The following is a 15,397-nucleotide window of genomic DNA, read 5'->3' as shown; positions in this document are numbered from 1 at the left end:
TGTACAGGAATCTGTACATATCGGGGCGTGCCATGCCGCAGGTGACCTACACGGAGTTCCGGGCGCAGCTCGCGACGCATCTCGACCGGGTGGAGCGGGACCGGACGGAGCTGGTCGTCACCCGGCAGAACCGGCCCGACATGGTGGTGATGCCCCTCGCCGAACTGGAGAGCCTGCGCGAGACGATGCACCTGCTCTCTACACCGGCGAACGCGACGCGCCTCCTTGAAGGCATCGCGGAGCTCGACGCCGGGGCCGGCACGGAGCGGGGGCTCATCGAGCGGTGAAGCTCGTCTGGTCCGCGCATGCCTGGGAGGATTATCTGTACTGGCAGTCCGCCGACCCGGTCGTCCTCGCCCGCGTCAACGACCTGATCAAGGATAGCATGCGGACGCCGTTTTCGGGCATGGGCAAAGTCGAGCGCCTCCGGGGCAACCTGAAGGGCTGGTGGTCGCGCCGGATCACCGGGACGCACCGTCTGGTCTACCGGGTGAGGGGGACCGGTGACGACCAAGTCCTGGAGATCGCCCAATGCCGCTGGCACTACGACGATTAGAAGCATCGACAGCGTTCGCTTAGGCCGCTTCCTCCCATCGTCATTGCGAACGCAGCGAAGCAATCCAGGGGCGGCGGCCCGTTTCCGGACGTCGCGCATCCCTGGATTGCTTCGCTGCGCTCGCAATGACGGGGAGTGGCGGCGTCGGGGGCCTGCCGCAAAGACCGTTTGAGCGAGATCAAGGCGGCCCCTCCCAGGCGGGGCCTAGGGCAGGGGCACGCCGCCCTTTCGACGGACGGCGGATGGTCCGCCGATGCCCCTCGCCCAGCGCCAAGAACCCCGCACCCCCACCGCCGCCGTCCCGGCTCCCACGGCCCGGGCCCCGAAGAAGTTCGGCGTGGCCGCGACGCGCTCGGCCATCCCGGTCGAGGACGGGTCGCTCTATGCGGCGCGGACCAAGATCCAGCCGCAACTGGTCCGGGGCACCTTCCGGCGGATCAAGTGGATGCTGCTGGCCGTGGCGCTCGGCGTCTACTACCTCGTCCCGTTCCTGCGCGGGCACCGGGGAGAGGGCGAGCCGTCCCAGGCGGTGCTCCTCGACCTCGACAGGGGCCGGTTCTACCTGTTCTCCATCGAGCTGTGGCCGCAGGACGTGACCTACGTGATGGGTCTCCTGATCCTCGCGGCGCTGATCCTGTTCCTGATGAACGCCGTCGCCGGGCGCATCTGGTGCGGCTACCTCTGTCCACAGACCGTCTGGACCGACCTGTTCCTCGCCGTCGAACGGATGATCGAAGGCGACCGCCGGGAGCGGCTGAAGCTCGACGCCGCCCCCTGGTCCGCGAAGAAGATCGCCCTGCGGAGTACGAAGCACGCGATCTGGCTGCTCATCGCGTGGTGGACTGGGGGCGCCTGGGTGCTCTACTTCGCCGACGCGCCGACCCTGGTCGGCCAGCTCGCCACGTTCCAGGCGCCGCCGGTCGCCGCCGCCGCGATCCTGACGCTCACCGCCGCCACCTATCTCCTGGCGGGCCACATGCGGGAGCAGGTCTGCACCTACATGTGCCCCTGGCCGCGGATCCAGGCGGCGCTGACCGACGAGCACGCCTACAACATCCTCTACCGGGACGAGCGCGGCGAGCCCCGGGTCTCGGCCAAGAAGACCGACCTGCTGCGGGCCGCGGGCCAACCGGCGGGGGATTGCATCGACTGCTTCGCCTGCGTCACCGCCTGCCCGGCGGGCATCGACATCCGCAACGGCCTGCAGATGGACTGCATCCAGTGCGGCCTGTGCATCGATGCCTGCGACGGGGTGATGGACCGGCTCGGGCGGCCCACCGGCCTGATCGGCTACGACACGGCGGCCAACCGCCGGAGCCGGGCCGCTGGCCAGGGACCCGTAAGCCGGATCGTGCGGCCGCGGACCATCCTCTACGGGGTGCTCGTGGCGGGGGTGGGCGGCTTCATGCTCTACAGCCTCGCCACGCGCAGCTTCACGGGCCTCAGCGTCCTGCACGACCGCAACCCGCAATTCGTGACCCTCTCCGACGGCGCGGTGCGCAACGGCTTCACCCTGCGTATCGCGAACAAGCGCCCGGAGGCCCGTGCGTTCGCCCTCGCGGTGGAGGGCGTCCCGGGAGCCCGGGTCGAGGTGGTGGGCGGACGGCCGGACGCCCTGCCCGTGCCCGCGGACGCCACGCAGGAATTCCGCGTCCTCGTCGTCGCCCCGCCGGGCCTGGAGCCGCCGACCTTGCCCGTCACCTTCCGGATCACCGACGGCGCCGACGGGCACGCGGCGGCGAACGACCACTTCAAGGCCCGCTGACCATGCCCTCACCGCCCAAAGGGGATCATGGCGCCATCGATCCCACCCTCTCCCACCACCCCGCCTCACCTCGGGACGACGGGAGAGGCCGGGACCAGCGATCGATGAGCGGAGCCCGCAAGGGTGTCCTCACCGGCCGCAGGATCCTCATCCTCTTCGCCGCCTTCTTCGGGACCGTGGCCTCCGCCGACGCGGTGCTCGTCGCCTCCGCCCTGCGGACATGGTCAGGCCTTGAGGAGGCGTCGCCCTACCAAGCGAGCCAGCGCTACAATGCGGAGCTGAGCCGGGCCCGGGCGCAGGACGCCCTGGGCTGGCGCCTCGACACCTCGGCCGCCCCCCTGCCGGCGGGGGCGGTGATCACCGCGACCCTGACGGACGGGGAGGGCAGGCCGCTCCGGGGCAAGACCCTCCGGGCCCGGCTCGAACGCCCGACCGACAAGCGGTTCGACGTCGTCGCCGACCTGCCGGAGGTGAGCGACGGCACCTACGCCGCCTGGGCCGAGGCCGTGCCCCGCGGGCAATGGGACCTCGTGGTCGAGGTCCTCGGCGGGGACGGGGTCGCGTTCCGGCGCCGGCACCGCATCGTCCTGAACTGAGGGGAGCGGGCCGATGTGCTGCACCGACATGGCGCTCGCCTATATCGAGGCCCACGCCGCGTGGAGCGAGGCCAACACGAGGCCGTCCCTCGCCCGGGACTACGCCGCCTTCGTCAACCGCGACGGGGACGGCGCAGCCCGGGCCGCCTTCGCCGTCGAGGGCATCCGCTGCGCCGGCTGCATGGGGACGATCGAGCGCGGCCTCGCCGGCCTGCCCGGCATCGCGAGGGCGAGGCTCAACCTGTCGGACCGCCGCCTCGCGGTGACCTGGGAGCCCGGTGCCGAGCCCGATATCGGCGCGATCCTGGAGGCCCTCCGGGCCCTCGGCTTCGAAGGCCGGCCCTTCGATCCAGGCCGGGTCGCCGAGGCGGAGGCCGCCGAGACGCGCCGGCTGATCCGGGCGCTGGCCGTGGCGGGTTTCGCCTCCATGAACGTGATGCTGCTGGCGGTCTCGGTCTGGGCCGGCAACGTTTCCGACATGACGTCCGAGAACCGCGACCTCTTCCACTGGATCCAGGCCGTCATCGCGCTGCCGGCGGCCGCCTATGCCGGGCGGCCCTTCTACGAGGGGGCGATCCGGGGCCTGCGCGCCGGTCGCGTCACCATGGACTTCCCGATCACCCTCGGGGTCGTCCTCGCCCTGGCGATGTCGGTGGCGGAGACCCTTTCGGGGGCGGCCCACACCTATTTCGACGGCGCGGTGATGCTGCTGTTCTTCCTGCTGATCGGCCGGGTGCTCGATCAGGCGATGCGGCGGCGCACCCGCACCTTCGCGGAGAACCTCGCGGCCCTGCGCAGCGCGAGCGCCACCCTCGTCGCCCCGGACGGGACCTTGCGCGACGTGCCCGTCGCCGACCTCGATTCCGGCACGCGCATCCTCCTGCGGCCGGGGGAGCGGGTTCCCGCCGACGGCGTCGTGGAGCAGGGGACGTCCGACCTCGACCAGAGCCTCGTGACGGGGGAGACCGCCGCCCTCCCGGTGCAGGCGGGGGCGCGGGTCTTCGCCGGGGCGCTCAACGGCAGCGGGGCGCTGACGATCCGCGTCACGTCCCCGGCGGGGCAGAGCCTCCTCGATGAGGTCGAGGGGCTGATGGGCCGGGCGCTGGAGGCGCGCTCGCGCACCCTCGTCCTGGCCGACCGGGCGACCCGCCTGTACGTGCCCCTCGTCCATGCAGCGGCGGCCCTGACCCTGGCCTGCTGGCTCGCCGCGGGGGCGGGATGGCATGCGTCCCTCCTCGCCGCCGTCGCGGTGCTGATCGTCACCTGTCCCTGCGCCCTCGGGCTGGCGATCCCGGCGGTGCAGATGGTGGCGGCCGGCGCCCTGTTCCGCGAAGGCGTGCTCCCCCAGGACGGCACCGCCCTGGAGCGCTTCGCCGCCATCGACACGGTGGTGTTCGACAAGACCGGCACCCTGACCTTGCCGGAGCCGGTCCTGGCGGCGGCGGGTGCGGACCTGCCGGACCTCGCCCTGGCCGCACGGCTGGCCCTGTCGAGCCGGCACCCGATGGCGATGGCCCTGGCCGCCGCCGGGGGGGCGCCGCCCTTCCCGGGGGCGCAGGAGGCCGCGGGCCTTGGTGTCCGGGCCGTCGACGACGGCGTCGAGCTGCGCCTGGGCTCCCCCGCCTTCTGCGGGGCGCAGGCCGAGGCCGCCGCGGTGCTTGCCCACCATCCCGACGCCTCGGTCATCTGCTTCCGGGCCGGCGGGGCGGCGCCGGTGGCCTTCCCCGTGCGGCAGGACCTCCGGCCCGACGCGGCCGCCGTCGTGGCGGGCCTGCTGGAGGCGGGCCTGCGGGTGCTGATCCTCTCCGGCGACCGCGCGGCCGCCGTCGCCGCGGTCGCCGGACGGCTCGGCGGAGTGGGAGGCCGGCCTCTCTCCGCCTGACAAGATAGCCCGGATCGAGGCGCTCCAGCGGGGAGGGGCCCGGGTGCTGATGGTGGGCGACGGGCTCAACGACGCCCCCGCCCTCGCGGCGGCCCACGCCTCCCTCTCGCCCGTGACCGCCGCCCATGTCAGCCAGGCGGCGGCCGACGCCCTGTTCCTGGGCCGCCGCCTCGCCCCGGTCCCGGCGGTGCTCGCGGCCGGCCGCCGGGCGCGGCGGCTCATGCTGCAGAACCTGTGGTTCTCCGCCGGCTACAACCTGCTGGCCGTGCCCCTGGCGGCGGCGGGGCTTCTCACCCCGCTCATCGCCGCGCTGGCCATGTCCGGCTCCTCCCTGGTGGTGACCCTGAACGCCCTGCGCGCCCGATCGCGTGAGGGCAGGGCAGAGGCGGCCACCGGTTCCTTGCCCGTGGTTCCCTTGCCCACCGGAGGCCATTCGTGACCGTCCTGCTCCTCGTCATCCCCCTGGCCCTGGCCTTCGGCACCCTCGGCCTCGCCGCCTTTCTCTGGGCTTTGCGCAACGGCCAGTACGACGACCTCGAGGGGGCCGAGCACAGGGTGCTGCAGGACGACTAGGGCTCCGATCGAACGAGTGGGTCCCACCCTTTCCCCCTCATCCTGAGGTGCGGCACAGTCGCCTCGAAGGCCTCATCCTGAGGTACGGCGAAGCCGCCTCGAAGGAGGGCTCCAGCCTGCCGCGCGATCCCTGGAGGGCTCCTTCGAGGCCCGCCGAGGCGGGCGCCTCAGGATGAGGGGGAGGGTGGGATCGCCTCAACCCGATCGACACTGGCCCTAGCGCGTTTTCTGTCATCCTTGGATCACCTCCTCCACGGTCATTGCGAGCGAAGCGAAGCAACTCAAGGGTCCGCCACATCCTGCGAGGTCCCGCAGCCCTGGATTGCTTCGCTCTGCTCGCAATGACGGTGGAGGGGACGTCATCACGTCCCGGGAAGCCCCCTCACGTCCCCCCTCTTCATGACGAGAGCGGTCGGAAGAACCGGCCTTTGCGCCAGGTCAAGGAGGGCAGGGCGCCCACCGCGGTAACCCCCGCCGGGGCGACAGGGCCGGGGAGGGGGAGTCCATGCGGGAGGATGTGCGGGCGCGCTACGCCGACGAGTGCCTGCCGCGCTACACCAGCTATCCGCCGAGCCCGCATTTCTCGGCCGCCATCGGCCCGGAGACCTATGCCGGCTGGCTCGGGGACAGCGCGGCGGGCGCCGGCACCTCCCTCTATCTCCACGTCCCGTTCTGCCGGGCGATGTGCCGCTATTGCGGCTGCCACACGGCCATCACCCGGCTCGATGCCCCCATCGCCGCCTATGTCGGCCTGCTCCGGCGGGAGATCGACCTCGTCGCCGGGCTCCTGCCCGAGGCGCCGCCGGTGCGGCACATCCACTTCGGCGGCGGCACGCCCACGGTGATGGCGCCGGAGGCGTTCGAAGGCCTCGTCGCGTCCCTGCGGGCGCGCTTCCCCGTCGCGCCGGAGGCGGAGATCGCCGTCGAGATCGACCCCCGCACCCTGAGCCCCGCCATGACCGAAGCCCTCGGCCGGTCGGGGGTGACGCGGGTGAGCCTCGGGGTGCAGAGCTTCGACCCCCGGGTCCAGGAGGCGATCGGCCGCCTCCAGGGCTTCGACGTCACGGCCGCGGCGGTGCGGGGTCTCCGGGAGGCGGGGGTGGCCGGCATCAACCTCGACCTGATCTACGGGCTGCCCCACCAGGATCCGGCGAGCTGCCTCGACACGGTCCGGCAATGCCTCACCCTGAGGCCCGACCGGCTGGCGGTGTTCGGCTACGCCCACGTTCCCGCCTTCAAGAAGCACCAGCGGCGGATCGATCCCGCCTCCCTGCCGGACGGGGCCGAACGCCGGGCGCAGGCGGAGGCTATCGCGAAAAGCCTCGAAGGGGCGGGCTACCGGCGGATCGGCCTCGATCATTACGCCCTGCCCGGCGATCCGATGGCCCTGGCCCAGGCCGGGGGCCGCCTGCGCCGCAACTTCCAGGGCTACACCACCGACCCGGCGGACCTCCTCCTCGGGTTCGGCGCCTCGTCCATCGGCCGCCTGCCCCAGGGGTACGTGCAGAACGAGCCCGCCCTGCGGCCCTATGCCGACCGCATCGCCCGCGGCGAGCTCGCCACGGTGAGGGGCCACGCCCTCAGCCCCGAGGACCGGCTGCGGACGGACCTCATCGAGCGGATCATGTGCGATTTCGCCGTGGATGCCGGGCAGGTCTGCCGGGCCCATGGCCGGGAGGCGGGACCCTTCCTCGCGGCGCTCCTCCGGCTGCCGGCCCTGATCGCCGACGGCCTCGTCCGGCGCGAGGGCGACGTCCTCGTCATCCCCGACGGGGCACGCGCCCTCATCCGGGCCGTGGCCGCCGCCTTCGATACGTATCTCGGCACCTCGGCGGCCCTGCACAGCCGGGCCGCGTGAGCTGGTTTGATCCCGATCAAGGAAGGCGGCCCACGGCCAAGCTTGATGGGAGGGCCGGCAGGTCCGGCAGACCTGTCCTCCGAACCGGAACGAACGATACCATGTCCAGACGGATCGCCACCCTCGCCGCGGCTGCCGCGCTGAGCCTCGGAGCGACAGCCGCCGGGGCGGCCGACCTCCCGGCCTTCGCCTCGGCCCCCGTCCCCCTGCCGGCCACGTGGTCGCCCTGGCTGGTGCGCCTGCGGGTCCTCGGGATCCTGCCCGACCCGGGCGCCAAGCTCACCGCCGGGGGAGCCCCCCTGGCCGGGGCCGGCGTGTCCATCACCGACTCGGCGGTCCCCGAACTCGATATCTCATACTTCTTCACCCGCAACATTTCCGCCGAACTCATCCTCGGCGTCACCCGGCACAGCATCCAGGGAACGGGCAGCCTGGCCGGCGCACGGATCGGGAGCACGTGGATCCTCCCGCCGACCCTCACCCTGCAATATCATGTCGACGGTCTCGGCGCGTTCAGGCCGTATGTCGGCGCGGGCGTGACTTACTCGGCCTTCTTCGGCGAGAAGGAGCGGGGCGCCTTCACCAGCTTCCGCCTGACGAGCGGCTTCGCCCCTGCCCTCCAGGCTGGTTTCGATTACATGCTCGATGAGCATTGGGGCCTGAACGTCGACGTGAAGAAGCTCTTCCTCGACACCAAGGTGAAGCTGAATGCCGGGGCGGTCCGCGGGCGCGTCGACATCGATCCCTGGATCGTCGGCGCCGGCATCGTCTACAAGTTTTGATTGTAGCTTCGGCCCCGCCGGGGATCGTCAGCGCGGGGCCGCTCCGCCTTCCGGCGAGAGTGCCTAACGATTCCTCTTAAGTGGCGTCGACGCACGACCGCATTCAGGTCGTTGTAGCCGATTGTTCTGCGCTCTAAAAGTTCTTTTGAAATTTGATGACGGATTGTATGTCTTGCTGTTGGTTGTTATTTCTAGAAATAGCGCAAAGCCTGATTAATGAATACATGGGAGGTTGGCGGTGGGTTTGAAGAAACGATGCCATGGACCGCTGGAACCGCTTTCGCCTGATATGCGCGCAGTCTGCGGACAACTTGCCGGCCGTCAGGCAGGTGAGTGAACTGCAGAAACAGATCCCCACCCTGTACGGCGTGCTTAGCGTGAATACCTGCGCGATCGCCGCGACGCATTCTGGTTATGCGCCTGGGATCGTGACGATGGGCTTCCCGGCCTTCGCCGTCTCGATCTCCCTGCTGCGGGCTGTCCACTGGTTACGCCTGCGTCCCGAGACGATGACCGAGGCGGAGGCAATCCGGCAACTTCTCCTCACGACCGTGATGACGGGAGTCCTGTCCCTGGTCTCCCTCGCCTGGGCAATGGTCCTGCACGGTTACGGCGGCCCTTACGAACAGGCCCACGTGGTGATCTTCATCGCCGTCACCGTCATCGCCTCCATCAACTGCCTCACTCATCTGCCCGTCGCCGCCTTCCTGGTGACGGGCATCGTCATGAGCACCTTAATCCTCATCTGCCTCACCAGCGGGAACGCCGTCTTCGTGGCGATCGCCGTGAACATCACCTTCGTGACGATGGCGATGGTGCGGGTCCTCAGTAACAACTATCGCGCCTTCGTCGCGCTCGTGGCGTCGGAGGCCACGGCGACCCGCCTTTCGGAGGACAATGCCAAGCTCGCCCTCACGGACAGCCTCACCGGGCTCCCCAACCGGCGGCATTTCTTCCAGGACCTGGAGGATCTGACGGTCACCGTCGGCGGCCGGGGGGGCATCTTCGCCCTGGCGATCTTCGATCTCGACCAGTTCAAGCCGATCAACGACACCTATGGCCACACCGCCGGCGACCACGTGCTGGCGGAGGCCGGACGGCGCCTCGCGGCGTTCGCGGACGACAAGGTGATGGTGGCGCGCCTCGGGGGCGACGAATTCGGCGTGCTCCTGCACGATCCCGGTGATCCGGAGGAGGCGATCCGTTTCTGCAACGCCATCTGCGAGACGCTGCAACAGCCGATCGCCTGGGGCGGCCTGTGGCTCACCGGGGGATGCTCGGGCGGGCTGGCGAAATTCCCCCGGGCGGGGCGGGAACCGGCCACCCTCTTCGACCGGGCTGACTACGCCCTATACCATTCGAAGTTGTACTGCCGGGGCGAGACGACCCTCTTCTCCCAGGAGCACGAGGACGCGATCCGCGTCGAGCGGGCGGTGGAGACCGCCCTCCGCTCGGTTGACCTCGACGCCGAGATGCGGATCCACTACCAGCCGATCCTCGACACCGAGACGGGCCGGATCACCCTCGTCGAGGCGCTGGCCCGCTGGATGAGCCCGACCCTCGGGCAGGTGCCGCCGGACCGGTTCATCGCCGCCGCCGAGCGCTGCGGCATGATCCACCATGTCACGCTGCTGCTGCTGCGCAAGGCCCTGGCGGATTGCGCCCTGCTCCCGCCGGACGTCGGGTTGTCCTTCAACCTGTCCGCCCACGATCTCGCCTCGCCGGAGACCGTCGCCGCGATCGTCGGCGCCGTGCGCAAGAGCGGGATCGATCCCCGCCGCATGACCCTGGAACTCACCGAGACCGCGCTCCTGCGCGATTTCGACCAGGCCAAGGAGGCGATCGTCGCCCTGAGGGCGCTCGGCATCAAGATCGCCCTGGACGATTTCGGCACCGGCTATTCGAGCCTCGGCTACGTCCACCGCCTGCCCCTGGACAAGATCAAGATCGACCGCAGCTTCATCGCCGCCATGGACAGCGACGTGGGCGGCAGCGTGATCGCCACGATCCTCAACCTCTGCGAGAATCTCGGCCTCGACGGCATCGCCGAGGGCGTCGAGACCGAAGGCCAGATGGCCGCGATCCGGCGGCACGGCTGCCGCCTCGTCCAGGGATACCTCGTCGGCAAGCCCATGCCCCTCGCCGAGCTGCTCGCAGGCCTGCCTCGTGCGGAGCCGCACCTCCTCCGGGCCTGACGTCCTGCGGGCGCGGGGCCAAGTGCCGCGCGCCGCCCGCCCGTGACGGATCCGCCACCGGGCTGGCGGACGCGGCGATTCCCGCCATATCCGCCATGCGCCCGCATGACGGAACGACATGCGCGTCCTAGTTGCAGCGGTGCAAGACCATCGACCATCCCCGCCGGCGGATGGGAAGCCGCTTGCGCGCGATGCCGTCGAGCGGGAGCGACGAAGGGAAGACCGTGCACACGCAAGATATTCCGGGTGAGCTGCTGCGGTACTTCGAGGCCTCGAACATCGCCCTCGCCCTCGCCGACGTGAGCGACGACAACCCCCTCCTGCTGGTGAACCAGCGGTTCCGCACCCTCACCGGCTACACCGACGAGGAGGTCATCGGCCGCAATTGCCGCCTGCTCCAGCGCGACGCCGAGAACCGGCAGGCCCGGGCCAAGATCCGGAGCTTTCTGGAGGGCGGGCGCCAGGCCTCGGTGCGCACCCCGATCGTCAACTTCCGCAAGGACGGCGAGCCCTTCGTCAATCTTCTCTACATGTCCAAACTGACGGCCCTGTCGGGAGAGGTGCGCTTTCTTTTCGCATCCCAATTCGACGTCAGCCGCTCGCAACCTGAGTTACTTTCCGCGTACGATGCGGAACTCGGCAAGACCCTTTCCCGGCTCGGCCCGACCCTGGCCGAGAGCGGCATCGTCATCGAAGGGTCTCTGATGACGATCGCCAACACCGTCGCCACCGTCGCGCAGGCGAAGCTCACCCTCGCGGATCTCGATGCACCAGGATTTCCTTGACGACGCCGGGGCAGGCGCCTCCGAGATCCTGGACGGACCGGACAAGCCTGCAGCGGAGCCCTTCACCGGGCCGGTCGTCGGGATCGGCGCCTCGGCGGGAGGGCTCGAGGCGCTGCGGGAGATGCTCGCCCGGGCCCGCTTCCCGACGGGCATGGCCTTCGTCATCGTCCAGCACCTCGACCCCAACCACGAGAGCATGCTGGCCCAGCTCCTCGACCGGCACACCGAACTGGAGGTGCTCCAGTGCGAGGGCGGCGAGCGGATCCAGGGCGACAAGGTCTACATCATCCCGCCGGGGCGGGGCCTCGCCATCCAGAACGGCGTCCTCGAACTCACGCAGTTCGTGCAGCCCCGCGGGCTGCGCCGGCCCATCGACGACTTCTTCCTCTCGCTGGCCGTCGATCAGCAGGCCAACGCGGCCTGCGTGATCCTGTCGGGGACGGGGGCGGACGGCACCACGGGCCTGCGGGCGGTGAAGGAACATGGCGGCGTCTGCGTCGTGCAGCAGCCGGATTCGGCCCGCTACGATGGCATGCCGCTCTCCGCCGTCGGCACCGGCCTCGTCGACTTCGTCCAGCCGCCGGGGGAGATCGTCGACTGCCTCGCCGCCTTCTTCCGGCGCCGCCACTGCACCGATGGGGGCGAGCAGGCCGACCTCGTCGCCGACCACGTTGACGACCTCTGCCGGGTGATCCGCACCGCGGTGGGCCACGACTTCGCGGGCTACAAGCGGACTACCCTGGTGCGGCGGGTGGAACGGCGCATGCACGTCCTCGGCCTCGATTCGGGCCGCGCCTACCTAGCCCGGGTCCGGGCGGACGGAGACGAGTGCGAGGCCCTGTTCCGGGACCTCCTCATCAACGTCACCCGGTTCTTCCGCGACCCGGAGATGTTCGAGGTGCTCCGGGAGCGGGCCATCGAGCCGCTCCTGCGCACCCGCAACCCGGACGAGGATATCCGCGTCTGGATTCCGGGCTGTTCGAGCGGCGAGGAGGCCTACAGCATCGCCATGCTGTTCGCCGACGCCGCCCGGCGGATGGACGTGCCGGCGGCGGTGCAGATCTTCGCCACCGACATCGACGAGCGCATGCTCCAGATCGCCCGGGAGGCGACCTACCCGGCCGCGGCGCTGGCGGACATCCCCGCCCCCCTGCGGGAACGCTACATCCTGCCCCATGCCGAGCGCTTCACCATCGCGCCCGAGATCCGCGACCTGATCCGCTTCTCCAGCCACAGCCTCGTGAAGGACCCGCCCTTCTCCCGGGTGGATCTCCTCTCCTGCCGCAACCTCTTGATCTATTTCGACGACCGCCTGCAGCAATCGGTGGTGCCGCTGTTCCACTATGCCGTGCGCCCGGGGGGATACCTGTTCCTCGGCCCCTCCGAGAGCGTCAGCCGGTTCGAGCAGCTCTTCCCGGCCATCGACCCGCACGCCCGGCTGTTCGAGCGCCCGCCCGGCGCCCCGAAATACCCCATCGACCTGCCCGGCAATTCCCGGCGCGGCGAGGTCCCGCGCGGGGAGCGCCAGGAGCGGCGGGGCGGTCCCGCCATCGCCGACGAGACCGTCGCCGTCCGCCGCGTGGTGGAGCGCTACGCCCCGCCGAGCATGGTGTTGAACGAGGATGGCGGCATCATCGCCGCCTATGGGCGGCTCAGCCGCTACTTCGACTTCCCCGTCAGCCGGGCGGGCGGCACCAGCGCCATCACCCTCGCCCGGCCGGGCCTGCGCGACGTGATCGGGCCCCTGCTCCGCCAGACCCGCGATGCCCGCAAGCGGGTGGTCGCCCGGGACGTGAGCGTCCGCTCGGAATACGGCACGCAGGCGATCGAGGCGGTCTGCGATCCCCTGCCCGACGGCTCGATGCTACTGGTCCTGCGCGACGTGGGCGCGTTCCAGCCGTCGAGCGACCTCGACATGATGGAGATGGATGTCGGCGGCGACCACGTCGAGGCGCTGGAAGAGGAGTTGCTGCGCACCCGCTACAAGCTGCGCTCCACCGTCGAGGAACTGGAGACGACGAACGAGGAGCTGAAGAGCTCCAACGAAGAAATGATGTCGATGAACGAGGAGCTTCAATCGACGAATGAGGAGCTCTCCACCGTCAACGACGAACTGAAGACCAAGGTCGAGCAGCTGACCATCGCCAACGCCGACCTGCGCAACTTCTTCGAATCGACCGACCTCGCGGTCATCGTCCTCGACCGGAGCCTGCGGGTGCGCAGCTTCACCGCGGCGGCGACGGCGATCTTCCCCCTGCAGGCGGGGGACCGGGGGAGGCCGCTCGCCGACGTGTCGAGCCGCCTCTCGGGGCAGGACTACCTCCACGATGCGCAGGAAGTCTGCGCGGGCGGCACGGTGATCCAGCGCCGCATCGTCACCCGAGACGGGGACCGGACCCTGTCCCTGCGGGTCCTTCCCTATCGCCTCCAGAACGGCAGCGTCGACGGCGCCACCCTGGTGCTCACCGACATTACCGAGGCCCTTGCCCTGGAACGGCAGCTCGCCGCCGAGCGGGAGCGGCTGGAACTGGCGGTCAAGGCCGGGGGGATCGGCGTCTGGGAGTTCAACCCCGATGCGGGCACCATCGTGTTCGACAGCACGGCGGGGGGGATGTTCGGTCTCGCCCCCGATATGCCCCACGGCACCGAGGCCCTGGTCGCCCGGGTCTTCCCCGAGGACCGGGAGGTGCTGCAATCGGCCCTCGCGGACGTGTCGCACCGGCTCGACGAGCTTGAGGCCCGCCTGCGCGTCCGGGCGGGCAAGCATGCGTCCCGGCACATCCGGAGCTACGGGCGGCTGACCCGGAGCGGCGATCGCAAGCGGATCGTGGGCGTGTGCATCGACGTCTCCCCCGAATACGCCCTGGCCGAAACCCGCGACCTGATGCTGCGGGAGATGAACCACCGGGTGAAGAACCTCTTCGCGATCATTGGCGGGATGATCTCGGCGGGGTCGCGCACGCACCGCGACATCGGGGTCTTCGCCGCCGACATGCGCGACCGGATCTCGGCGCTGGGCCGGGCGCATTCCCTGGCCGACCCGACCGGCGGCCAGGGGATGACTGACCTCGCCGGCCTCATCGCCGCGACCCTGCGGCCCTACCGTGACCATGTCCCGACGACGATCGACGGGCCCCTCGTCTCCATCGACTGGCGGCACGTCTCGTCCCTGGCGATGATCCTGCACGAATGGGCCACCAACTCCGTGAAGTACGGGGCGCTGGGCTCGAACGACGGCTCCCTCATGGTGACCTGGGAGCGGGTGGAGGACGGCCTCGTCCTCACGTGGAACGAGCGCGTGGACCTCGCGGCCGAGCCGCGGGTCGGCCGCGGCTTCGGCTCGCTCCTCGTCGAGATGTCCCTGCGCCAGCTCGAGGCTTCCGTGGAGCGCGACCACGACAGGAGCGGCCTCCGCCTCATCCTCACCCTGCCGGGTCTCGTCCTCACCCGGTCCTGAGGGCCTCCGCGAGGCGCCGACCGGAGAGCCACGCATTCTCGACGCGGGGGCCCGTCAGCCAGTCGCCGCAGGCGCCGATGCCGAGGGCCGGGTCCCAGAGCACGTCGCACCCGGCCGCCCCCGAGCGGGCGTAGCGCCAGCGGTGCGCCTTCAGCAGGGACGGGGCCACCGGGGCGATGCCGGAGGCCGCGAAGAACTCCCCGAGGAGGGCCCCGGCCACGGTCTCCGCGTCCCGCTCCAGATGGGTGCGGGACCAGTCCGGGCCGGCCTGGATCACCCAGGCCTCCGTCGGCGGGCGGCCGGGCTTGGCAGCGTTGCGGGCCGCCCAGCCGACGGCCCCCTCAGTCCGCAGCACGTCCCCGGCGATGGGCAGGCGCGTGGGGAAGGCCGCCATGGCGGTCCAGCAGGGGGCAGACCGGGTCCGCCCGGCGATCGCTGCGAGGTCGGGGGCGCAGGCGGACAGGAGGGTGGCCGTCTGCTCGGCGGGGAGGGCGGTCAGCACCGCCCGGAAGCCGCCTGCGTCGAGGCCTTCCCCGGAGAGGCGCCAGCCCGCGCCGTCCCGGACGATGGCGTCCACCCGCGTCTCCCAGCGCACCGGCAGGTCCCGGCTCAGGGCCAGGAGCGGCGCGTTCATGCCCGGCACCCCGACCCAAGCCCCTGCGCCCGCCGCCGGCCAGGGGGCGACCGTGCCCGCCGCCTGCCATGCGGAAAGCTGCGCGAGGAAGCCGGGATCGCGGCCCGTCATGTACTGGGCGCCGTGATCGAAGCCGACGGGCCCGGAGGGCGAGTCGCCCACCCGGCATGACATCCGGCCGCCGGCCTTCCGCCCCTTGTCGAACAGCTCGACCCCGATCCCCCGGTCGGCGAGGGCCCGCCCGCAGGCGAGCCCCGCCATCCCGGCCCCGACGATCGCGATCCGCTCCATCGCCCCTGACTCCATCACGTGCA

At 70.9% G+C, this 15,397-nt stretch carries 11 protein-coding genes and 1 pseudogene; 11 read left to right on the top strand and 1 reads right to left on the bottom strand.

Translation table 11 applies throughout. The annotated features are described in order from the left end of the window. The first annotated feature begins 32 nt into the window (after nt 1-32). The 11 genes and pseudogenes from MFF22_RS04030 (at nt 33) to MFF22_RS03980 (ending at nt 14,449) form a co-directional block, all read left to right on the top strand. Nucleotides 33-287, top strand: coding sequence for a type II toxin-antitoxin system Phd/YefM family antitoxin (locus MFF22_RS04030; RefSeq protein WP_238247655.1), 255 nt, complete (start codon nt 33-35; stop codon nt 285-287). Next, nucleotides 284-556 (top strand): Txe/YoeB family addiction module toxin, encoded by a 273-nt coding sequence (locus MFF22_RS04025; protein ID WP_238247654.1) that lies wholly within the window; start codon nt 284-286, stop codon nt 554-556. The genes MFF22_RS04030 and MFF22_RS04025 overlap by 4 nt, the downstream gene beginning before the upstream one ends. A gap of 253 nt (nt 557-809) precedes the next feature. Continuing rightward, a complete protein-coding gene (gene ccoG / locus MFF22_RS04020; protein WP_238247653.1) occupies nt 810-2,321 on the top strand; it encodes a cytochrome c oxidase accessory protein CcoG in 1,512 nt (503 codons plus the stop codon). Between the two features lie 104 nt (nt 2,322-2,425). Continuing rightward, complete coding sequence (locus MFF22_RS04015) at nt 2,426-2,917, top strand: FixH family protein (protein ID WP_238247652.1); 492 nt, start codon at nt 2,426-2,428, stop codon at nt 2,915-2,917. A 13-nt stretch (nt 2,918-2,930) separates the two neighbouring features. Continuing rightward, a pseudogene (locus tag MFF22_RS04010) lies at nt 2,931-5,238 on the top strand (heavy metal translocating P-type ATPase). Beyond that, the gene (gene ccoS / locus MFF22_RS04005) at nt 5,235-5,372 is read left to right on the top strand and encodes a cbb3-type cytochrome oxidase assembly protein CcoS (RefSeq protein ID WP_238247651.1); all 138 of its coding nucleotides are present in this window, start codon (nt 5,235-5,237) and stop codon (nt 5,370-5,372) included. Before MFF22_RS04010 ends, ccoS begins: the two are co-directional and overlap by 4 nt. A 505-nt stretch (nt 5,373-5,877) precedes the next feature. Continuing rightward, nucleotides 5,878-7,230 (top strand): oxygen-independent coproporphyrinogen III oxidase, encoded by a 1,353-nt coding sequence (gene hemN, locus MFF22_RS04000; protein ID WP_238247650.1) that lies wholly within the window; start codon nt 5,878-5,880, stop codon nt 7,228-7,230. Nucleotides 7,231-7,331: 101 nt separating this feature from the next. After that, nucleotides 7,332-8,012, top strand: a complete 681-nt coding sequence (locus MFF22_RS03995; protein ID WP_238247649.1) for an OmpW/AlkL family protein — start codon at nt 7,332-7,334, stop codon at nt 8,010-8,012. Nucleotides 8,013-8,272: 260 nt separating this feature from the next. Then, nucleotides 8,273-10,207: a putative bifunctional diguanylate cyclase/phosphodiesterase gene (locus MFF22_RS03990; RefSeq protein ID WP_238247648.1), complete on the top strand. Its 1,935-nt coding sequence runs from the start codon at nt 8,273-8,275 to the stop codon at nt 10,205-10,207. A gap of 224 nt (nt 10,208-10,431) precedes the next feature. Then, nucleotides 10,432-10,992, top strand: coding sequence for a PAS domain-containing protein (locus MFF22_RS03985; RefSeq protein ID WP_238247647.1), 561 nt, complete (start codon nt 10,432-10,434; stop codon nt 10,990-10,992). After that, nucleotides 10,973-14,449 carry a CheR family methyltransferase gene (locus tag MFF22_RS03980; RefSeq protein ID WP_238247646.1) on the top strand — a complete coding sequence of 1,159 codons (3,477 nt, stop codon included), beginning with the start codon at nt 10,973-10,975 and terminating at the stop codon, nt 14,447-14,449. The genes MFF22_RS03985 and MFF22_RS03980 overlap by 20 nt, the downstream gene beginning before the upstream one ends. On the opposite strand, the gene MFF22_RS03975 is transcribed toward MFF22_RS03980, so the two are convergent. Continuing rightward, nucleotides 14,436-15,374: an NAD(P)/FAD-dependent oxidoreductase gene (locus MFF22_RS03975; protein WP_238247645.1), complete on the bottom strand. Its 939-nt coding sequence runs from the start codon at nt 15,372-15,374 to the stop codon at nt 14,436-14,438. The two genes, MFF22_RS03980 and MFF22_RS03975, sit on opposite strands and share 14 nt — an antisense overlap. Between the last annotated feature and the right edge of the window lie 23 nt (nt 15,375-15,397).

The organism is Methylobacterium persicinum (assembly GCF_022179525.1).
Taxonomy (GTDB): domain Bacteria; phylum Pseudomonadota; class Alphaproteobacteria; order Rhizobiales; family Beijerinckiaceae; genus Methylobacterium; species Methylobacterium persicinum.
The sequence above is the reverse complement of the archived record's forward strand: the minus strand, read 5'-3'. Positions and strand labels throughout refer to the sequence as shown.

Coding starts and splice junctions, on each gene's coding strand:
- MFF22_RS03990 (WP_238247648.1), top strand. CDS start 8,273: ATGGACCGCTGGAACCGCTTTCGCCTGATATGCGCGCAGTCTGCGGAC.
- ccoG (WP_238247653.1), top strand. CDS start 810: ATGCCCCTCGCCCAGCGCCAAGAACCCCGCACCCCCACCGCCGCCGTC.
- MFF22_RS03980 (WP_238247646.1), top strand. CDS start 10,973: ATGCACCAGGATTTCCTTGACGACGCCGGGGCAGGCGCCTCCGAGATC.
- MFF22_RS04015 (WP_238247652.1), top strand. CDS start 2,426: ATGAGCGGAGCCCGCAAGGGTGTCCTCACCGGCCGCAGGATCCTCATC.
- MFF22_RS04030 (WP_238247655.1), top strand. CDS start 33: ATGCCGCAGGTGACCTACACGGAGTTCCGGGCGCAGCTCGCGACGCAT.
- MFF22_RS03975 (WP_238247645.1), bottom strand. CDS start 15,374: ATGGAGCGGATCGCGATCGTCGGGGCCGGGATGGCGGGGCTCGCCTGC.
- MFF22_RS03995 (WP_238247649.1), top strand. CDS start 7,332: ATGTCCAGACGGATCGCCACCCTCGCCGCGGCTGCCGCGCTGAGCCTC.
- hemN (WP_238247650.1), top strand. CDS start 5,878: ATGCGGGAGGATGTGCGGGCGCGCTACGCCGACGAGTGCCTGCCGCGC.